General features: G+C 60.1%; 19 protein-coding genes and 1 riboswitch. Of the genes, 5 read left to right on the top strand and 14 right to left on the bottom strand.

What is annotated here, in order from left to right:
- Positions 1-100 precede the first annotated feature (100 nt).
- Positions 101-595 carry a GNAT family N-acetyltransferase gene (locus tag LJU29_RS16130; protein ID WP_005755738.1) on the top strand — a complete coding sequence of 165 codons (495 nt, stop codon included), beginning with the start codon at positions 101-103 and terminating at the stop codon, positions 593-595.
- Between the two features lie 57 nt (positions 596-652).
- Here the strand turns inward: LJU29_RS16130 and LJU29_RS16125 are convergent, their stop codons facing one another.
- The 5 genes from LJU29_RS16125 to LJU29_RS16105 all read right to left on the bottom strand — a co-directional run bounded on the left by LJU29_RS16125 (position 653) and on the right by LJU29_RS16105 (position 6,651).
- Positions 653-2,659 (bottom strand): peptidase U32 family protein, encoded by a 2,007-nt coding sequence (locus LJU29_RS16125; RefSeq protein ID WP_016981377.1) that lies wholly within the window; start codon positions 2,657-2,659, stop codon positions 653-655.
- A 106-nt stretch (positions 2,660-2,765) separates the two neighbouring features.
- A complete protein-coding gene (locus LJU29_RS16120) occupies positions 2,766-3,557 on the bottom strand; it encodes an ABC transporter ATP-binding protein (RefSeq protein WP_057454402.1) in 792 nt (263 codons plus the stop codon).
- Positions 3,554-4,576: a FecCD family ABC transporter permease gene (locus LJU29_RS16115; protein ID WP_257110931.1), complete on the bottom strand. Its 1,023-nt coding sequence runs from the start codon at positions 4,574-4,576 to the stop codon at positions 3,554-3,556. The genes LJU29_RS16120 and LJU29_RS16115 overlap by 4 nt, the downstream gene beginning before the upstream one ends.
- Positions 4,573-5,586, bottom strand: coding sequence for an ABC transporter substrate-binding protein (locus LJU29_RS16110; protein WP_057454401.1), 1,014 nt, complete (start codon positions 5,584-5,586; stop codon positions 4,573-4,575). Before LJU29_RS16110 ends, LJU29_RS16115 begins: the two co-directional genes overlap by 4 nt.
- Positions 5,587-5,716: 130 nt before the next feature.
- Positions 5,717-5,916: riboswitch (cobalamin riboswitch) on the bottom strand.
- Between the two features lie 18 nt (positions 5,917-5,934).
- Positions 5,935-6,651 (bottom strand): FadR/GntR family transcriptional regulator, encoded by a 717-nt coding sequence (locus LJU29_RS16105; protein WP_005755743.1) that lies wholly within the window; start codon positions 6,649-6,651, stop codon positions 5,935-5,937.
- Positions 6,652-6,759: 108 nt separating this feature from the next.
- Between LJU29_RS16105 and LJU29_RS16100 the strand changes: the two genes are divergently transcribed.
- Positions 6,760-7,494, top strand: coding sequence for a FadR/GntR family transcriptional regulator (locus LJU29_RS16100; RefSeq protein ID WP_005755744.1), 735 nt, complete (start codon positions 6,760-6,762; stop codon positions 7,492-7,494).
- Between the two features lie 104 nt (positions 7,495-7,598).
- On the opposite strand, the gene LJU29_RS16095 is transcribed toward LJU29_RS16100, so the two are convergent.
- The 7 genes from LJU29_RS16095 to LJU29_RS16065 all read right to left on the bottom strand — a co-directional run bounded on the left by LJU29_RS16095 (position 7,599) and on the right by LJU29_RS16065 (position 14,967).
- Positions 7,599-8,321, bottom strand: a complete 723-nt coding sequence (locus LJU29_RS16095; RefSeq protein WP_057424075.1) for an oligogalacturonate-specific porin KdgM family protein — start codon at positions 8,319-8,321, stop codon at positions 7,599-7,601.
- Positions 8,322-8,456: 135 nt separating this feature from the next.
- The gene (locus LJU29_RS16090; protein WP_057454223.1) at positions 8,457-9,221 is read right to left on the bottom strand and encodes an ABC transporter ATP-binding protein; all 765 of its coding nucleotides are present in this window, start codon (positions 9,219-9,221) and stop codon (positions 8,457-8,459) included.
- 10 nt (positions 9,222-9,231) lie between these two features.
- Positions 9,232-10,071, bottom strand: a complete 840-nt coding sequence (locus LJU29_RS16085; RefSeq protein ID WP_257112772.1) for an ABC transporter ATP-binding protein — start codon at positions 10,069-10,071, stop codon at positions 9,232-9,234.
- A 49-nt stretch (positions 10,072-10,120) separates the two neighbouring features.
- The gene (locus LJU29_RS16080; protein ID WP_257110930.1) at positions 10,121-11,026 is read right to left on the bottom strand and encodes an ABC transporter permease; all 906 of its coding nucleotides are present in this window, start codon (positions 11,024-11,026) and stop codon (positions 10,121-10,123) included.
- Entirely contained in the window at positions 11,026-12,063 is a 1,038-nt protein-coding gene (locus tag LJU29_RS16075; protein ID WP_016981373.1) for an ABC transporter permease, read from the bottom strand. The genes LJU29_RS16080 and LJU29_RS16075 overlap by 1 nt, the downstream gene beginning before the upstream one ends.
- A gap of 40 nt (positions 12,064-12,103) precedes the next feature.
- The gene (locus LJU29_RS16070; RefSeq protein ID WP_054995263.1) at positions 12,104-13,726 is read right to left on the bottom strand and encodes an ABC transporter substrate-binding protein; all 1,623 of its coding nucleotides are present in this window, start codon (positions 13,724-13,726) and stop codon (positions 12,104-12,106) included.
- Positions 13,727-13,812: 86 nt separating this feature from the next.
- Positions 13,813-14,967 carry a mandelate racemase family protein gene (locus LJU29_RS16065; RefSeq protein WP_257110929.1) on the bottom strand — a complete coding sequence of 385 codons (1,155 nt, stop codon included), beginning with the start codon at positions 14,965-14,967 and terminating at the stop codon, positions 13,813-13,815.
- A gap of 520 nt (positions 14,968-15,487) precedes the next feature.
- On the opposite strand from LJU29_RS16065, the gene pmrG reads away from it, so the two are divergent.
- From pmrG to LJU29_RS16050, 3 genes are read left to right on the top strand one after another with little or no spacing between them, the layout of a single operon-like run.
- On the top strand, positions 15,488-16,183 hold the full coding sequence (gene pmrG, locus LJU29_RS16060; RefSeq protein WP_257110928.1) for a lipopolysaccharide core heptose(II)-phosphate phosphatase PmrG: 696 nt from the start codon (positions 15,488-15,490) through the stop codon (positions 16,181-16,183).
- Complete coding sequence (locus LJU29_RS16055) at positions 16,183-17,052, top strand: phosphatase PAP2 family protein (RefSeq protein WP_005755751.1); 870 nt, start codon at positions 16,183-16,185, stop codon at positions 17,050-17,052. Before pmrG ends, LJU29_RS16055 begins: the two co-directional genes overlap by 1 nt.
- A gap of 20 nt (positions 17,053-17,072) precedes the next feature.
- On the top strand, positions 17,073-17,747 hold the full coding sequence (locus tag LJU29_RS16050; protein ID WP_257110927.1) for a response regulator transcription factor: 675 nt from the start codon (positions 17,073-17,075) through the stop codon (positions 17,745-17,747).
- 7 nt (positions 17,748-17,754) lie between these two features.
- Here the strand turns inward: LJU29_RS16050 and LJU29_RS16045 are convergent, their stop codons facing one another.
- On the bottom strand, positions 17,755-18,792 hold the full coding sequence (locus LJU29_RS16045) for an AraC family transcriptional regulator (protein WP_005755753.1): 1,038 nt from the start codon (positions 18,790-18,792) through the stop codon (positions 17,755-17,757).
- Between the two features lie 9 nt (positions 18,793-18,801).
- Positions 18,802-19,716, bottom strand: coding sequence for a GGDEF domain-containing protein (locus tag LJU29_RS16040; protein ID WP_005755754.1), 915 nt, complete (start codon positions 19,714-19,716; stop codon positions 18,802-18,804).
- Positions 19,717-20,162 lie beyond the last annotated feature (446 nt).

The raw sequence follows: 20,162 nt of genomic DNA, 5'->3' as shown, positions 1-20,162 counted from the left end.
GCGCCGCGCCGCCTGCTCTATAGTTAAGCCGTGCGTCCAAAGGCCCATCTCTGGCGTAACATTTGTATCACCCTGCAATTCCCCCAATAAGTCCGTGCTCATGAACATCACTATTACTGAGGTACACCCCTCCGAAATCCCGCACACCGTCGATTTCGTCATGCGTGCACGTGCCGGGATCTTTCCCTTGCTCGACACCGTCACCGTTCCGCCCGATCTGGCCGGTTTCGAGCAGGTGTATCTGGACGGGGAGGACGGCAAGTTTCTGATCGCCCGCAGTGAAGGGCAGATCATCGCGGCTGTGGGCTACCTGCCGTTCGATCATCGTTTCCCGCAGCTCGATTATCGCGGGCGCAGAACCGTTGAGATCGTGCGCCTGTTCGTCACGCCGGAGTTTCGCGGCGACGGGCTGGCCAGCCGTTTATGTCAGGCGCTCTGGGCCCATGCCGAGGCAGGTGGCATAGAGGTTTTGTACCTGCATACTCATCCGTTCCTGCCCGGCGCGATCCGTTTCTGGGAGAAACAGGGCTTTGCCGTGACCTATGTGGAGAGCGATCCGGTGTGGAACACGACCCACATGGAGCGCGTTCTTTAAGATTGCTTTGTCAGAAGACGCAAGGGGCTGGCAGGGCGCCAACCCCCCTTATACCGATCAGCGAGTGGAACGCTGACGCGCAGTCTTGAGCAGGTCTTCCGGGGTGATGTGGCCGACCACCGATTTAGCCGCAGCGCTGCCGGGCAACGGCAGGTCGAGAATGTGACCTTTCATCTTGCCGATTACGTGCATTTCGCAAGGTTTGCAATCGAATTTCAGGGTCAGCACTTCATCCCCCTGCACCAATTGCATAGGCGCGACCTTGGTGCGCACGCCCGTCACACCTTTGGCCTGTTTCGGGCACAGGTTGAACGAGAAGCGCAGGCAATGCTTGGTGATCATCACGGGCACTTCACCGGTTTCTTCGTGGGCCTCGTAGGCCGCGTCGATCAGTTGCACGCCGTGGCGATGGTAGAAATCGCGGGCCTTCTGGTTGTAGACGTTGGCCAGAAAGGACAAATGCGACTCCGGGTACACCGGCGGCGGGGTAGTCTCAGCCTTGCGGCCACCGCGTGGATGCGCCTCGATGCGCGCTTCGGTCAGCGCCTCGATGGCATCGCGACGCAGGGTCTTGAGCTGCGAGTTGGGCACGAAGAACGCCTGCGGCGCGTCGAGCCTGACATCCTGAGCATGGTAGATCGTGGTGCCCAGCTGAGTGAGCAGGTCACGCAGTTGATCCAGCGCCTGCTCGGGCTTGTTGGCTGCGCCGAACGGGCCGTCAAGGTTTACCGCGACGCTCACACCTTCTTCACTGATGGCTTCCAGGCGCAGGTGGTCTTCACGAAGGGTAACCTGCCACTGAATGCCGATGCGGCGCTCGGCCGAGGTCTTGAGCAGCGCTTGCTGCCAGTTGTGGTCCAGGTTGCGATTCAATGGATGGTTGGGACGCACACGGGAAAGGGCCGCAGGCATCTCGTTGGGCTCTACACGGTAGCGCCAGCGCTTCTGGCCGTCTTCTTCGAACTCGCCTTTGAGCTCGGCGATATTGGCACGGAAGCCCACCACTTCACGCTTGATCTGCACATTGAGACCGTCACCGTTGGACAGCGGCTCATGGGTCACGGCGATCAGGTCACGCTTGCCGAGTTTTTCGACGGTGCCGACTGCCAGACCGGTAAACGTCGGCGTATCGAACGCACCGATGTCGATCTTGCGGTCACTGACGAAATAATCGGTGCTGCCGCGGTGAAAGGTCTTCTCCGGGTCGGGCACGAAGAAGTGCGCGGTACGGCCGCTGGAAGCGCGTGCCAGGTCCGGACGGTCTTCGAGAATCTCGTCCAGACGCTGGCGGTAATAGGCGGTGATATTTTTGACGTAGCCTGCGTCCTTGTAGCGACCTTCGATTTTGAACGAGCGCACGCCTGCGTCCACCAGATCGCGCAGGTTGGCGCTCTGGTTGTTGTCTTTCATCGACAACAGATGCTTTTCGAAGGCAACGACGCGGCCCTGATCATCCTTGAGCGTGTAGGGCAGGCGGCAAGCCTGCGAGCAGTCGCCGCGGTTGGCACTGCGGCCGTTTTGCGCGTGGGAAATATTGCACTGCCCGGAGAACGCCACGCACAGCGCGCCATGAATGAAAAACTCGATAGCGGCATCGGTTTCACGGGCGATGTCACGAATTTCCTGCAGGTTCAGCTCGCGGGCCAGCACCAGTTGCGAGAAACCGGCCTGATCGAGGAACTTCGCCCGGCCCAGGGTGCGGATGTCTGTCTGGGTGCTGGCATGCAGCTCGATGGGCGGAATATCCAGCTCCATCACCCCGAGGTCCTGCACGATCAATGCGTCCACGCCTGCGTCGTAGAGCTGGTGAATCAGCTTGCGGGCTGGTTCCAGTTCGTCGTCATGCAGGATGGTGTTGATCGTGGTGAAGATCCGCGCGTGATAGCGATGAGCGAATTTGACCAGCTCGGCAATGTCGCTGACCTCGTTGCAGGCGTTGTGTCGCGCACCAAAGCTCGGCCCGCCGATGTACACCGCATCGGCACCATGCAGGATGGCTTCACGGGCGATGGTTACGTCCCGTGCAGGGCTGAGCAACTCCAGGTGGTGCTTGGGTAACGACATGGCAACGCGATCCTGCGGCGGGCAAAGCGCGCATTGTAGTGCTACAGGCCGCGCGGCGCACCTGTTGAAGCGTGCGTCAGGCGACCGGCTGACCATCGGCGAGTCTTCAGTGTGAGCGCAAACGCAGGATTTTCGCGCCGTCGAAAGGGTCGGTCAGCCAGTGCGCCACGACGCCGAAGGTGCTCAGCAGGCGTTCCGGGGTCAGCACCTCGACCGGCGCCCCCAGTGCGACCAGCCGGCCTTTCTCCATGACCGCCACGCGGTCGCAATCCAGCGCCTGATTCAGATCGTGCAGGGCTATCACAGTGGTTACCGGCAAAGCCCTGACCAGACCGAGAATGGTCAGTTGGTGCTGGATATCCAGGTGATTGGTCGGTTCGTCCAGCAGAAGGATCCTGGGTCGTTGCGCCAGCGCCCTGGCGATGTGCACGCGCTGCCGCTCGCCACCGGACAAGGTGTGCCAGGCACGTTTCTGCATGTGCAGCATGTCCACATCCTGCAACGCCTGGCGAACGATTGCGTCATCGTTCGCACTCCACGGCTCGAGTGCCGACAGCCAGGGCGTGCGGCCTAGCTCGACGGCATCCAGAACCGTCACGGCATCGCTGGTTTCCGCTTGTTGTTCGACCACCGCCAGCAAGCGCGCCACGTCTCTGCGGCTCATTGTCTCAAGTGGTTGCCCGCCCAGTCTGACCGTGCCGCTGACCGGTTTCTGAATTCCGGCCAATAGTTTCAGCAGGGTGGATTTTCCCGAACCGTTAGGGCCGACAACGGCCAGTGTCTCGCCGGCTGCGATGCTCAAGTCGACGTCGCGCAGCAGCGCAGTGCCACGCACCGAATAACCCAGCCCCGTGCAGCCCAGCACCGGTGCGTTGGCCAGATGAGGAAAGGCGTTCATCGCGTGCTATTGCCCCGGATAAGAATCAAAGCGAAGACCGGTGCGCCGATCAGCGCGGTAATGACGCCAATCGGCAGCGCCTGACCCTTGATCAGCGTGCGCGAGAGGATGTCAGCAGCGATCAGGAACAGCGCGCCGCTCAATGCATTCAACGGCACCAGCCGTGCGTGGCGCACACCGATCAGCATACGCACCGCGTGCGGGATCACCAGCCCGACAAAACCGATGGAGCCGACGATCGATACCATCACTGCGGTGACCAGGGCTGCGGTCGCGATCAGGATGATCTGCACGCGCCGCACGGCAATCCCCAGTGACGCCGCCGAGTCGCTGCCGAAGGTGAACGCGTCCAGCGCTCGCCGGTGCCAGAGGCATACCAGCAGACCGACCAGCACCGTCGGCACTGCCAGCCAGACCGAGTGCCAGCGTACGCCGCTGAGGTTGCCCAGCAGCCAGAACATGATGCCGCGTGCCTGTTCGGAGCTGGCGGATTTGGTGATCAGAAACGACGTCAGGGCATTGAACAGCTGTGAGCCGGCGATTCCGGCCAGAATGATCTGCCCGGCTGCTGTGGTGCCTCGCGACGAGTGCGCCAGCAGGGCGACCAGCGAAAACGCCGCTACGGCCCCGGCAAAAGCGCCTGCCGACATCGAAATAGCCCCCGCGCCAAAGCCCAGAATGGCGACCAGCACCGCGCCGGTCGAGGCCCCGGCGGAAATTCCCAGCAAATAGGGGTCTGCCAGCGGGTTGCGCAACAAGGATTGCAACACCACGCCACAGATCGCCAGCCCGGCCCCGCAGGCTGCCGCGACAATCGCGCGGGTCAGCCGGTAGTTCCAGACGATGCCTTCGTCGATAGGGTCGAGCACATAACCGGCAGCCCAGAGTTTGTTGGCCAGCACCTGAAAAACCACCTTCAGGCTGATCGAGGTTTCGCCAATCGCTGCACCGACCATGATCGCCAGCACCAGCACTGCCGAGACCCAGAGCACATGGCCCAGCGCTACCTGTAATCTCATTGTGCAGCGTTGAAACGGTTGGCGGCCTCAGCCAGTTCCTCGAACCCGGTAAACAGGCGCAGGCCAGCCTGCATGCCTTCGGCGTCGATGATCACGATCCGGTCATGCTTGACTGCGTCCATGTTGCGCGTCACCGGGTCGCTCTTGAGGAATTCGATCTTTTTCAGGTAGTCGTCGGCCGGGAAGCGGCGGCGATCCATGCGCGCAATCACCAGAATGCTTGGGTTGGCCTTGGCAATGGTTTCCCAGCCCACTGTCGGCCATTCTTCGTCGGACTTGACGATATTGCGCATGCCCAGGCTGTTGAGCATGAAGTCCGGGATGCCTTTGCGGCCTGCCACGAACGGGTCGCTGGCGAGGTCGGAACTGGAAAACCAGAACAGCGCCGAGACGTCGTTCGCCTTGTTCTGTTTGACGTTGGCAATCGCGGCGCTCAGGCGGGCCTTGAGGTCGGCGACCAGCGTGTCACCGCGGTCCTGTACGTCGAAAATCTGCGCCAGTTGCTCGATGCTCTTGTAGATGGTTTCGATGCGGAACGGCTCCAGGCGTGTGCCGTCGGCACCGACCAGATTGTCTTTGCCTTCGCAATCGGACGGCAGAATGTAAGTGGGTATTTTCAGGTCATGGAACTGCTCGCGTGTGCCGACCACGCCCTGTTTGCCGACCATCCACTCCAGCTGCACCGCCACCAGTTCCGGACGTTTGCCAATCACCGCCTCAAAGCTTGGGTCGTTGTCGGCCAGACGTTCTACCTTGTCGTTCTGCGCCTTGAAGCGTGGCAAAACGTTGTTGAACCACAGCGAAGTGCCCACCAGCCGGTCGCCCAGGCCTAGTTCGTAGAGCATTTCAGTACCGGCCTGGCCAATGGTCACTGCCTTGGTCGGCGCATGTGCGAACGTCAGGGTCGAACCACAGTTTTCGAGGGTCAGCGGATACTGAGTAGGCGCGGCGAGGGTCAGGGTGGACAGCGTCAGGCTGGCGGCAAGTACGGCAAGGCGGGGCAGCGACATGAAATGCGGTCTCCGTTGGAGCAGGTGCCAAGGCGCAATGCACATCAGGAAACACATCCCCGGCAAATGACCGGGCACGACGGGAAATGCCGCCGCGTGCGGATGTCCTTCCCGGACACCCCGCCGGTTAGTGGGTTGAAGCAGGTCGGCAGGTCTCCTGACTGGCATGTCATCGCCGGGCTCCGGCCTTCCCGGAGCTTAATCCAGTGGCAGTCATGGAGCAGGCTCGATGCCTACAGTTGCGGGGGCAGTTTCGTTTTGGCCTTGTGCAGACAAAGCGTGCGAATTCCCTGTTAGTTCCTCTCGGAAACCGACGGGCGGCATGGTAAACGATAAGCGTTTTAGTGGCTAATCCTTTGCGCGCAGGCGCAGCAGACTGTTGATCAGATGCAGGCGCATCGCGGCTCGGGCGGCATCCCGATCCTGATGGACAATGGCGTCGAAGATGGTCTCCTGTTCGCGTTGCTGGATGCCTGGGTCGTCCTCTGCGTGCAACGACGTGATATTGCCGAAGCCGCTGCGGGTGCGGGGCAGGATGCTGCTGCCGAGCTGGCTCATTACGTCGGTAAAGAAGCTATTGGCTGTGCACAGTGATATCTGCCGGTGAAACTCGAAATCGGCCTTCATGGTGTCGTGCCCCAGGCGCGCACAGCGATGCAGCTCATCGAGTGCCTGACGGATGGCATCCAGTTGTTCGGGCGTGCGGCGTTGAGCCGCGAGCGCGGCGGATTCCGGCTCGATGCTCAGGCGCAGCTCGATGATGGATACCGCGTCTCCGGGTGTACCGATTGGCGGTTCAACCTGTTGGAAATGCCCTGGCTGCGCGGCATCGACCACGAAGGTGCCGATGCCATGCCGGGTTTCGACCAGACCTTCGGCTTGCAGACGCGACATCGCTTCACGAACCACGGTGCGGCTGACCCCGGTTTCACGGATGATCACCTGTTCGGTAGGAAGCTTTTCACCGCTCTGGATCTCGCCTTCGCGAATTCTGCGCGAAAACTCGGCGACCAGTTGCTGAGTCAGGCTGGAGCGACGGCCTTTTGATGTGGAAGGTTGTTCCATGGCGGGTGATCGGGTCCGTGTCGGGTGGCTGAGTATAACCGTACTCAAGGCGTGTTTTGTGTGGGGATCGCAGCCTATACTCGCGTATCGGACAGAACTGAGGCTGCAATGTCGGACAACGCGCTTTCCTCGCAAAAGAACCATCGACGCCTGGCAGAAACCCTGGTCGACCGCTTCGCCCAGCGCATGCGTGACGGTGTGCTGGTGCGCGGCGAGAAATTGCCTTCCGAGATCCACATCATGGAAGCCGAGGGTGTCAGCCGCACGGTGGTGCGCGATGCGCTGTCGCGGATGCAGGCCGCGGGACTGGTGGAAACCCGGCATGGTGTCGGCACCTTTGTTCTAGACATGCCACCGCCTGAAGGTTTTTCGGTAGGGCCTGCGACCATCGCCACCTTGTCCGATGTGCTGAACCTGCTGGAGTTTCGCTTGAGCCTGGAAGTCGAGGCAGCAGGGCTGGCTGCGCAACGACGCAGCCCTGAAGCGTTGCTTGAGCTCAAGCGGGCGTTCGATGCGCTGCTCGAAGGCCCGCAGAAATCCGGAACCACCATCAATGCCGATTTTCAATTTCACCTCAAGATCGCCAAGGCGTCAGGCAATGCCTACCTGATCGACATCATGAAACATCTGGGCACCAAGCTTATTCCCCGCACGCGGATGAACTCGGCCTACACAGGGCAGAGCGATCGCAACGCCTACCTGGCCGGAATCAACACCGAACACCGGCAAATCTACAACGCCATCGCCGAAGGCAACGTCGACGCAGCGCGCTCGGCGATGTACCTGCACCTCAACGGCAGCCGCATGCGCCTGCGTCGCACTCAGGCGCTGTACAGCGACTGAGCGATTCAGGGCCGGATGCGGAGTTTCTGCCAGACAAAGAGGACGCAGAGCGTCCAGAACTGCATGCGACGCGGAGCGTCGCACGATGGTGAGATTATCGCGCGCTACAGGAAGTTGTACTGCACGCCTACGCGCAATCTCAGCTGGCGCTTGTCATCTTCGGAATCGACCTTGATGTCGCCGACTTCAAAGAATGGCACCCAGTGCTTGTCCCATTTGTATTTGAAGGCCGCATTCTGTTCGTAGTCGGTCTTGCCGCTGTCATAGCGAATGTAGTCGGCGTCGAAGTAGGTGAACTGATACTCGTACGCCCACGGGCCTTTGCTGGCGTAGTTGACCCAGACGTCGTAACGATTGATCGACTGATCATCCATCTGGTTGTCAGGCATTTCATGGTTGACCTTGTCCCTGTCCAGCTTGATCGAGTCGTAGCGGTAACGGCCTGATACGCTCAACTGATCGTTTACTTTGTAGCCCAGCTTGAGGCCCATTTTATAGGCCGTCGATTTCTCGATACTTTCCAGTGCAAACGAAGGCGTCAGCAGCCATTTTTCATCGAGGCGGTATTGATAGCTGACCGTCAATTCGTGGCCGTTGCCGACGGTGTTGTCGAACGCTACGTCCTGGCGGTCGCCTGCGGTCTTGTATTTGAGCTCGCCTTCGAAGCCCCAGCCGCTGTCCAGCCGGCTGCCGAATTTGACTCGGTCAGCATGCATACGGGTGCTTTCTGCATATTGGTGACGGTAGTTGATGTACGCGCTGTCGGCATGCGCCCAGGCGCCGGGGAACAGAGCAGTCAGAGAGATCAGTGCGAGTTGTTTTTTCATTTTTTTATTCTTGTTTGATGGCTGTTTTGGGTGTGTTCAGGTAAATCGCAGGCAGCCGGATCCCTTGGCCGAGAGGGCCGGGGATCACAGTGTCGGCAGGGTTCCGGGCTCAGCGCTCATGAGCCCGGCGGCGGGTCATCCTGTCGGGCGCAGGTCCATGTCGCGGCTGGCCTGAATCAGCAGTCGCGAATACTCGTGCCGAGCCTGGTTGTTGATCAACTGGCTGCTATCGAGGGTTTCCAGCACCTGGCCTTGCTGCATGACCGCAACCCGGTCACACAAGTGCGCCACTACGCCGAGATCGTGGGTCACCATGAGGTAGGTCAGGCCTTGCTGATGACGCAAGTCGGCCAGCAGGTTGAGAATTTCGGCCTGCACCGAAACGTCCAGTGCCGAGGTGGGTTCGTCGAGCAGTAGTACGCGCGGTTCGAGAATCAGCGCCCTTGCAATAGCGACGCGCTGGCGCTGGCCGCCGGACAGCTGATGCGGATAACGGAAACGAAAGCTCTCGTTGAGACCGACCTTGTTCAGCACTTCACAGGCGCGACGGTCGCGGTCACCGATCCGGTGGATGCTTAATGGCTCCTTGAGCGCCGCGTCGATGGTGTGGCGCGGATGCAGCGAGGCATAGGGGTCCTGAAAGACCATCTGCACGGTGCGGTAGTGACTGGCATCGAGCTTGCGCTGCATGGTCTGGCCGGCCACGCTCAGTGCGCCGCTCCAGTGATGATATTGTCCTGCCAGGCAGCGCAGCACGGTGGTCTTGCCCGAGCCGGATTCGCCGACCAGGCCGAACGACTGGCCTTGCTCGACCTGCAGGTTGACGTCACGCAGCACCTGATTCAGCGCTGGGCCAGTGCCGAAGCTCAAGTTCAGTGAATCGACTGTGATCATTGCCATGGGAGCATTCTCAGTGAGTGAGCCAAAGGGGATCGCGTTGCAGAACCGGCAGGCTGGCACGCGGGTGATCCAGGCTGCGCAGGGCGGCCAACAGGCCCTGCGTGTAGGGATGACGCGCCTGATCCAGTTCGCTGGCGTTCAGCGATTCCACGACTCGTCCGGCGTACATCACCAGCACCCGGTCGCAGAAGTGACGGACCATATTCAGGTCGTGGCTGATGAAGATCAGGCCCAGATCGCGCTCGCTGACCAGCTCTTTCAGCACGTTGAGCACCTGACGGCGCACCGACACATCCAGTGCGGAAGTCGGCTCGTCGGCGATGATCACTTGCGGGTCGGTGATCACCATCATCGCGATCATGATCCGCTGGCCCATACCGCCCGAAACTTCATGGGGATACAGTTCGTAGACCCGCGCCGGTTCGCGGATGTGCACCTTGGCGAGCATGTCCAGCGTGCGTTCGCGGGCTTCCTTTTTCGAAACCCTGTGATGCGCCAGATAGGCCTCGGCGATCTGTTCGCCTACCTTGATCACCGGGTTCAGCGAGTATTTCGGGTCCTGCATGATCATCGACATGCGCCGCCCGCGAATGCTCTGCATCTGTTTTTCGCTGCATTCAAGCAAGTCGATATCGCCGAAACGCAGGGTTTTTGCCGTCACCCTGGCTGTTGCCGGATGCAGACGCAACAGGCTGCGACCGACCGTGGATTTGCCCGATCCCGATTCGCCAACAATCGCCAGCTTTTCCCGGCCAAGGCTGAATGACACGTCGCGAACGGCTGCCGTGACCTTGCCCGCATGACTGAACTCGACGCGTAAATCTTCTACTGCCAGCTTTATCTGTGGCATGGCTGTCTGTGACATGGTGTTAGCCCCTTTTATTATTGTTCGATGCGTGTCATTCGCTGCGTGGGTCAAGTACATCGCGTAATCCGTCGCCCAACAGGTTGAACGCCAGACTGACCAGCATGATGGTGGCGCCGGGTGCCGCCACCAGCCACCAGCTTTCCAGCATGTAACGACGGCCGCTGGAGATCATCGCACCCCATTCCGGCAACTGCGCCTGTGCGCCCAGGCCGAGAAAGCCCAGTGCGGCGGCGGAGAGAATGATGCTGGCCATGTTCATGGTCAGGCGGATGATCACCGAAGACAGGCACATCGGAATGATGTGACGGCCGATCACCCGCACTGCCGAGGCACCTTGCAGCTTCACCGCGACAACGAAGTCGGCGTTGCGCAGCGACAGGGTTTCGGCCCGCGCCAGGCGGGCGATCGGTGGCCACGCAGTCAGGGCGATGGCGATCACTGCGTGTTCCAGGCCAGGGCCCAGGGCGGCGATGAAGGCCAGTGCCAGCACCAGGCTGGGGAACGAGATGAAGATGTCGGTGATGCGCATGAACAGGCTGTCGACCCAGCCGCCGAAATAACCGGACACAGTGCCGATCAGCAGGCCGATCGGGCCGACGATCACCGTCACCAGCATCACGATGTACAGCGTGATGCGCGAGCCGTAGACCAATCGGCTGAACACGTCGCGGCCGTATTCATCGGTGCCGAACCAGTTCTGTGCACCGGGCATGCGCAGCGCGGCCGACAGGTCCTGAGCCAGCGGGTCATGAGTTGCGATCCATGGCGCGAACAGCGCGACGATCATCAGCGTGCCGATGACGATCAGCCCCGCCAGCGTCATCGGGTTGCGCAACAGAAAACGCATCAGGCGCGCACTGCTGGCGGCCAATGCTGCGAGGCTGGAGGTTGGCGCCTGAACCATGGGCGTGGCGCTGCTTGCAATGGAAGTCGTCATCAGCGGGTTCTCGGGTCGAAGACTTTATAAAGGGCGTCACTGATCTGATTGAGGATCACGAAGATCAACCCGATCAGCAGGACGCAGGCCATTACGGCATTCATGTCGCCCAGCAGCAGGCTGCTGGTCAGGTACTGGCCAAAACCGGGCCAGGCGAACACGGTTTCTATGAGCACCGCGCCCTCCAGCAGGCCGCCGTAGGCAAGGGCAACGATGGTCAGCAGTTGCACGCGAATGTTGCGGAACGCGTGGCCCCAGACGATGCGTCGCTGCGACAGGCCCTTGACCCGGGCGGTGATGATGTATTCCTGCGAGAGCTGTTCGAGCATGAAGCTGCGGGTCATGCGGCTGATATACGCCACCGAATTGAAACTGAGGATTACCGCAGGCAGGAGGATGTGGCGCAGTGCGCTGCGAAAGGCCTCCCAGTCGCCGGACAGCGCGGTATCGATCAGCAACAGGCCGGTGCGGGTTTCGATCAGGCCGTCATAAGCCAGACCGATGCGTCCAACCCCTCCGGCCCAGCCCAGCCAGGCGTAGAACACCAGAAAAGCCATCATGCCCAGCCAGAAGATCGGCGTGGAATAGCCAAACAGGGTAATGACCCGGGCAATATGGTCGCCGCTGCGGCCCTGATGGGTGGCGGCATACACCCCCAATGGCAAGCCCAGCAATACTCCGAACAGGATTGCCAGGGTGGCCAGCTCCAGTGTGGCGGGGAAGACCCGCGCGATGTCGTCTATCACCGGGTGTCCGGTCAGCAGGGCTTTGCCCAGATCACCGTGCAGCAGGTCACTGAGGTACATGACGAACTGGGTGGTCAGCGGCTTGTCCAGGCCCAGTTCCTGATACGCCTGAGCGTAGGCGGCCGCATCTGCGTCAGGGCCGACGATGGCCAGTACCGGGTCCAGCGGCATGACCCGGCCAATGAAGAAAGTGAGCAACAGCAGGCCGAACAGGGTCGCCGCCACTGATCCGCTGCGACGGGTGCCGTGGGCAACCCGACTGCTCCAAATTGAAATCGATGCACTCGACATGGTTATTCCTGCCTTGGCTTGAGCGATTGAACGCATGGGTTCAGCGTTGCTTGTAGACGTCACGCAGGCGCGTGGTCGCGGCGCTGTGACCCAGGTAATCCTGGACATCGGCGTGAATGACCACTTCATCGGTCATCTGCGAAATCGGCATGATCGGCCCGGCTTTCTGGTCATACAGGGTCTGGATGCGTTGGTAGTCGGCCAGTTGCTTACTGGCGTCACGCTCGCGTTCGGCCTGCTCGATCAGTTGGTTGATCTCGGCGTTGTAGAATGAGGTACGCCAGCCCTGAAAGTTGCTCAACCTGGCTTCTTCGCGGTTGTCCGGGTTGTAAATGAGCGCTCGCAGGCTGGAGTGCGGATGGCGCTCGGCACCGCCACCGCCACGCCCGACCAGAATGTCGAAGCGCCGGTCACGCATTGCGCCGTAGATCTGATTGCCGGTGCCGGTAATGATCGACGCCTGAATACCTGCCTGGGCGAGGGTCGATTGCAGGCTGGTGGCGATGTTGATGAAGGGCGAATCGGTCAGCGAACGAATGGTGATCTTGAAGCCATTCGGGTGCCCGGCTTCGGCGAGCAGGCGCCTGGCCTCGGCGACGTTGAGTGCATAGCCCGGATCATCCAGTCTGGCCGCCAGCCCCAGTTGCAGCGGGCGCTGGTTGATCAGCCCGTAATGCGGCATGACCACGGAGTTGATGCCTTGATAGTCGATCAGCGCACGAATCGCCTGGCGCACCCGGATATCCTGAAACAGTGGCTGCTCCATGCTCAGTGCGATGTAGTACAGAGTGCCGCGCGGGATGGTCTGCACATTGACGTCTTTCGAGCGGGTCAGTGCCTTTATATCGGTGGCCGCCATACCGCGCGCCACGTCCAGGTCTCCGCGCTCCACCATCAGGCGCAGCGCCTGGGATTCGGTCATGTTGCGCATGATCACCCGGCGCAGTCTGGCCGGGCCGCGCCAGTATTGCTCGAAGCGGCTCATCAGAATCACGTCGTTGGCACGCCAGATGTCCAGCTTGAATGCGCCGGAGCCCGCTGTGTTGGTGGTCAGCCAGGCGGCGCCCAGATCATCACCCCTGGCATGTTGCAACGCGGTCAGCCGATCAATGACGAAGGCGCTGGGCGAGGTTGCCAGCGTGTTGAGCACCAGCATGGGGTCGGTGGCTTTGGGCAGGTCAAGCACGAAGGTCGATGGTCCTTCGGCGCGCATCAGTTTGCTGACGTTGTCAGCGGTGTAACCGTAGGCTTTCCAGGTGGAAGCCAGGGCCTTGTTGAGTGTGACCACACGTTGCAGCGACCAGGCAACGTCCTGGGCAGTAAGCGGGTTGCCGGAGTGAAATGTCACGCCCGGGCGTAGGTGGAAGGTAAGGCGCATGCGGTCGGAGCTGATTTCCCAGCGCTCGGCCAGTGCCGGAATCAGCTGGTCGGGGCGGGCAGCGTCCTGTTCCAGCAGCATGTCATAGACATTGGCGTTGACCTCGGACACCTCAAGGCCGGTGGCACCTGCCGGGTCCAGGGAAAGCAGGTTGATCATGCTCATGCCGACCACCAGTTGATCGACCGGTGTTTCACCGCGCGCCAGAGCGGGCGGGGTGTGCACGAGTGTCGCCGTCAGGGCGAGGCATAGCAGCCAGGGCAGGCGCTTGAGCCAGAGCTTCATGGGGGCAGTCCTTTTTTATATTTATAAGACGCTGTGTCGGGATGTCGAGCGAAGGGCGCTCGGCGTGCCCTTCGCGATGCTGCCAGTCAGTAACGCTGTTCGGTATGTGTCTCGATATAGCTGAAGTTGATGTCTTCGCCCAGTCCCGGTTGCCCGGAAAGGTGCACGAAACCGTCGCTGTCCATTGGGTCGACCAGCGTATTGAGGTAGGCCGGTACATCGTCGTATTCAAGAAACGGGTGCAGCAGGCCGCGTTCGTACCAGCGGCAGTTGCTGATCGCGCCGACCACGGCGAGGTTGGCAGCGCCGTTGCCGTGGACTTCGCAGTCCATGCCGAACGACTCGGCCAGATGCGCGACTTTCAGGCACGGTCCGATGCCGCCGACGCCAGCCACGCCAGCGCGGAGGATGTCGCAGGCCTTGTTGGTCACCCAGCTGGCGCGGCTGTGGTACTTGCCGGCAATGCTTTCCGGGCCAAGCACCGGAATGTCCAGGTTGGCCGCCAGCCAAGCGTAGGATTCGGCAGAGTCTTCCATCATTGGCTCTTCGAACCAGGCAAAGTCGAGCTTTTGCAGTTCACGCCCGATGTATAGCGCGTCGGTGCGGCTATACCAGTGATACCCGTCGAGCATCAGGGCAACGTCCGGGCCGACCGCTTCACGAACCGCAGCGCAGGCTTGTACATCCATACGCGGGTCAGGCGCGAACGAGATCGGCGGCATCCAGGTGTGCAGTTTGATGCCTTTGTAACCGCGCTTTACCAGCTTTTCGGCAAACTGGCCGTATTCGTCCGGAGTGGACAGGCCGCCGGGCAAGTCGTCACCGCACATGGTCGAGCCGTAGGCCAGTACCTTGTCGCGATAGCCGCCCAACAGTTTGTGCACGGGCAGTTTCAAGGCGCGTCCGGCAAGGTCCCACAGCGCCTGCTCTACCAGTGCCAGCGCACGGTCGGTGAACTGGCTGGCGCTACCGCGTTGCCAGTGGGCCAGTTCCTGCCAGATTTTTTCACGATTCATCGGGTTCTGGCCGATCAGCACCTTTTTCACGAACGACTCGATGATGTGTGGCCGAATCAGTTCGGGCGAGCCAAAGGAAAATCCTTCGCTGCCCTCGTCACAGGCGATACGCAGCATGGCCATTTTGACCGATTTTTCTTCGCCTGGATGGGCATGACCTGCGCTGTCCACAGCGCGGCGTGAAGGGAAGGAAAAAACGTCGACACTGACCGAGGTGATTTTCATGAGGACCTTCATGGATATTGTTGTTATCAGGTTATTAGTATGTCGTCATACAACATTGAGGTGATTATTCGCAGCCTTGTAGGACGATGTCAATAGTCGTATGACGACTATTTCCTGTATTGACGGGCGTTATAGGCAGGTATGAGCGAGTAGCGGTGCCTGCTGTGGGATGTTTGAGCGGCATGACCGCGCTTAAGTCGTTATACCTTTAGCCCCTTAATAGCATTGAGGCCTGCACGGAACCTGTCGTCGCGCCAGGAATGCCGCGTGCAGGGCAGGGCAACGCGCTGAATTTTTCGCAAAACGCTTAAATTATCTTCATGTTCAAATCAGAAAAGCTGCAAACACCCGTTTTCAGGGCGCTTGCAGAAAAACATGGCGCTGGGCCACAACACGTTTTTCACATCTTCTTCACTGCGTCAGCACGATGCTGAACCTATCTTGCCTGCACGGGAGCGGTGAAGACATCGGGCACCTCCCGAGTCAACACCACACATAGGTTCATGGCAGGAGTGGTCACTTGGCTGACACGACAATAAACAAGAATGTGCTTGCCGATTCGGGCATTCAGCAGCGCCACAAAGTGCATCAGCACATCGTCTCGATAACGGTGACTGTCGTATTACTGGCGATCTGCGTCTGGTTTTATACGGCGTTCTCAAGCGTGCATGTAGTGGATCTGGGCGTTGGCAGCAACCTGAAGGTTTCCGGTCTTCGCGAGCATTGGCGGCAAGGTGATGTGGTGGTGATGGTTCGGCACGCCGAACGCTGCGACCGCTCGACCAACCCTTGCATGGGTGATGCTGACGGCATTACTTCCAACGGGCGGGATGCGGCGCTGGCAGTGGGCGCCGGTTTGCAAAAAATGGGCATGGACCATGTGCGCATGATCGCCAGCACCAAGACCCGTACTCAACAGACTGCACAACTTCTGGCAGGCCATTCCGTGGCCGCTCAGGACTGGATCAACGACTGCGACGGCAGTTTCATGAAGGTCGTCGAAGACCACAAGGTCAGTGGCGAGAACCTGGTGCTGGTAACGCACAGCGGCTGTATCGACCAGTTTGAACGCAAGGTCGGCGTGATCGGCGGCGAGCGTTCAAGTGAATACGCTCAGGCATTTTTCGTGCAGATGGATGGTACCCACCGTCCTAAAATTCTCGGCTCCCTGACCTCCGGGCAATGGGCCAACCTCAGCAGCGAGCAATTCAATTGATGACATCCTCCAGCCCCAGGCTGCGGTTTTACGCCGTCAATCTGGGTGTACCCGTTTTTTTCGCTCTACTGGTCTTCGTGACATTCGACCTGACCAGTATTGACCGACAGTTGAGTAATCTGTTTTTTGATTCGGCAGCCGGTGTATTTCCCATCGGGCAGATGCATCTGTTCGAGACCATCACGCACAAGTGGGCGCGAATCATCCCGGACTGGACCGGCGAGTTGGCGATCATTGGAGCAATGCTGTCGTTTGTCTGGCCTTTACTGGAAAAAAAGGCCGGTTCGCGCTTCGTGAGGCGCCTGTCGGGGTCCCGGACAGAGGCGTTTCTGCGCTTTACGCGCAGGCATCGGCTGGACTTCTTTTTCGTGATCGTTGCCTTTGCGTTAAGCACCGGCGTGATCCATTACCTGAAAAGCCACACCAGTGTGTACTGCCCCGTTGAAACCACCTTGTATGGTGGCAGCGAGGCGCACATCGAGTGGTTCCGAAACTTCAATTTTCTGCATGAGGCCGGTGCCGGGCGTTGCTGGCCGGGTGGTCATGCGTCAAGCGCATTCAGTCTGCTGGCCTTGTACTTCGTGGCTCGGCGCTACTGCTGGAAACATACCAACGCCCTGCTGGCGGGCATTCTTGTGCTCGGCATGATCTACGGCACTACGCGGGTGCTGCAAGGCTGGCACTTTATGTCGCACACGTTCTGGGCGGGTATCGTGGTGTGGCTGAGCACGCTGCTGGTCGCACTGTGCTTCTATGGACGATCCAGGTTGCAACAGCCAATTCGTAACGCAGCGGTTTCCGGTCGGCGTGATGAATTTTTTACTCAACCTGCCGATTCAATGGCAACAGGGTCCCGCTCGGCCGGGTAGAAAAACAAGAAGGCGCTGCAATGAACATTCTGGTTATTGAAGATCACCGTGACATTCACGATAACCTGCTGGAATTCTTCGAACTCAGGGGGCACGCGGTCGAAGGTGCGCTGGACGGCCTGAGCGGGCTGCACCTGGCCGCCTCGAAGCGCTTCGATGCAATCATTCTCGACATCATGTTGCCGGGCATTGATGGCAACCAGATCTGCCGCAGTCTGCGCCAGTATTCGAAGTCCGAAGTCGCCATTGTGATGCTCAGTGCGCGGGATGAGCTGGATGACCGTCTCACTGGCTTCAAGGTGGGTGCCGATGATTACATCACCAAGCCGTTTGCAATGTCCGAGGTGCTCGCCCGGGTCGAGGCGGTGGTGGGCCGACGCCAGCGCAAGGATAACCGGGTGATGGTGGTCGCTGACCTGCACTTCGATCTGGATACCCTTGAGATAACCCGCAACGGTGTGCCTTTGAAGCTCAACCCGACCAACATGAAACTGTTGGAATTGCTGATGCGCAAAAGTCCCCATATCGTGAAGCGATCCGAGCTGGAAGAAGTGCTTTGGGGGCGTGATGCCCCGAACAGCAGTAGCCTGCGCAGCAACATTCATATCCTCAGGCGGGTACTGGACGGCGATCACGAGACGCCGTTGCTGCATACCGCTCACTGCCTGGGTTACAAGTTGTGTGTCCAGCGCTGAGGCCTGCTCAGTCGAAATTGAACAGGCGCTGGATCAAGGTCGGTGTACTGCCGGTCCAGCGTTTGAACGAGCGGCGGAAGTTGGCCGGATCGTTGAAGTTCAGGTAGTCCGCCACAGCCTCGTTGCTCAGCCCCTTGATCTGATACAGGTACAGCGCGACATGCTTGCGCGCCAGGTCGTGCTGGGCCTGAAAGCTGGTGCCGTGTTTGTGTAACTTGCGCTTCAGCGTAGCCGGGCTCATGGCGAAGGCATTTGCAACCTGTTCCAGGCTGGTAGCCTGGCGCACGTTATCACGCAGGTGCTGGTGCAACCGGTCCAGCAGGCTGAATGGCATACCCAGCGCAGCGAGTTGCCCGGCGGCTTCCTGTTGTGCGACCTGTACGGCGATGGGTGATGCGCCTGGCCACGCGCGGGTGAGGTAATGCCGGGGCAGACGCATCATGTCCAGCGGGCGCCCAAATGCCGTGTTCTCGCCCAGATGCACCCAGTATTGTTCGATGTAGCGCGGTTCCTCGTGACAGAAACTGCATTCCCACGGCAGCCGTTCCCCGCTGAGCAACTGACTCATCGCGACCAGTGCAGTCATACCGGCCTCCAGCAGGAAGCGTTGCTGTTCGCCAGCGCCGCAACTGTCCAGCCAGTAAAGGTAGGCAAAATGCTCATCCAGCTCCAGACGCGGCGTCAGCAGCGGGCTGAGCAGCGCATGCTGGTGGATCAGGATTTCCAGCGCCTGATGCAGGTTTTGCGCATGACGCAGCGCATGGCTTGCGGCGCCGTAATGGCCGGGAAACAGTCGCTGGCCGAACAGGAAACTGGTGTCGTCGGCTTCCATCTGGCGTTGCGCGTTACCGATCAGAACGAAGAATTGCTGCGCACTGAGCCGCGTCTTGCCCGCAACGATGTCTTCGTAGAACAGGCCTGTGCCTTTGAGCAGGCGATGGCTGTCGATCCCGCGCGACAAGGCCAGATCAATCAGCGTAGCCGGCTGGTAATGGCCGGGGATGAAGCGGCTGTCGGCTTCGTACCAGTCACTTTTGAGAGTCACGGCAGTCGCTCAGGCAGTACGGGTCAGGGGACGTCGGGCGCGGGCCAGCGACAGGTTGAGGCGACGCAGCAGGTTGTCCGGCGTTTCATTGAGGGCCATGACCACCGCCACGCTGGCCGACAGTTGAATGCGTTCACCTTGTTGCCGAGTCTTGTGCGCCAGGCTGGCAACCGCCTGTTGCAGCTCCAGCGCCAGCAGTTTCGCCTGACTCTCTCCAGTATTGGGCAACAACACCACAAACCGGTCGCCCGCCAGACGGCAGAGCAGGTCCTGGCGGCGCAAATTGAGTACCAGCAGATGGCTGAGCGCCGATAGAACCTCATCGCCCTCGGCATGACCGAATGCGTTATTGATCGCGCTGAAGTCATCCACATCCAGTGCCAGCAGCGACAACGGTTGCTGCTGGCAGAGGCTTTCTTCAAGGCTGACGACCAGTTGGCGTTTCAGATAGTCGGCGCTGCCCAGCGGTGTGAGCTTGTCGTAAAGCCGATGCTCACGAAAGCCACGCTCGCGCTTTTCCATCTGCGCGCTGATCGCCAGTTGCTCGCGATGCCAGTGATAGATACCGAGGGTCAGCAGGATAAGGCCGATTGGCATCGGTCCGGATTCCAGCCAGTGACCCCACTGGATGTGGCTGGGCAGGCGAATGAACTCGTCCAGCGCGTCGATCCACCAGGAAAAGAACACACAGCTGAGGCCTGTCGACAGGTAATTGGTGACCCGACCGGCTGGTCGGCTCTTGAACACCAGAAACAGCCAGACCAGCGACAGCAGCGCGGAGCCGCCTTCGCCGACGATGTCCAGCCATTGCCATTCGCTGACCTGTTTGACGTTGCCAAATGCCAGAAAGGCCAGCAGGCCCAGGTTGGAAGCGACCATCAGCGCAGCGAGTTTCCAGCGATGGGGTTGGATGATCCTGAACATGAAAAGACGGCTCCCGAGCTGCTGGTTATCGGCCAGCAGAACAGATGTACATGACACTTCGGTGACGGGTAACGCGGACCGCGAAAGGTCGAATCAGCTCACGTGTGTTGCAGGTTTTTTCTACGCGCCTGACCGCCACCCGGCTGGTTCGCCTGCCAAGCGCATGCGGTTCGTGACGCTTTGCGTCACAAGTCTCCGGAGCTGCACAATGTCATGCTGCGTCTGCAGGAGGTTGCCATACGTGCTTCTCGATCACGGCGGCACTGGCGACGCAGAGCGTCACGAACTGCATTCCAACGCGGAGCGTTGGAACGAGAGTCATACGCACATCGGCTTTTGATTCCGGCCAGCCCCGCCTGAAAGTCAAATCAGCTCATTTGCCTGCCAAATCACCCTCAAACCCGCTGTTTCCAGCCCCTGCGCCCGTTACCTGTCACAGAACGGTC

Source organism: Pseudomonas ficuserectae (assembly GCF_024584585.1).
GTDB lineage: Bacteria > Pseudomonadota > Gammaproteobacteria > Pseudomonadales > Pseudomonadaceae > Aquipseudomonas > Aquipseudomonas amygdali.
This window is presented reverse-complemented; position numbering and strand designations above follow the sequence as displayed.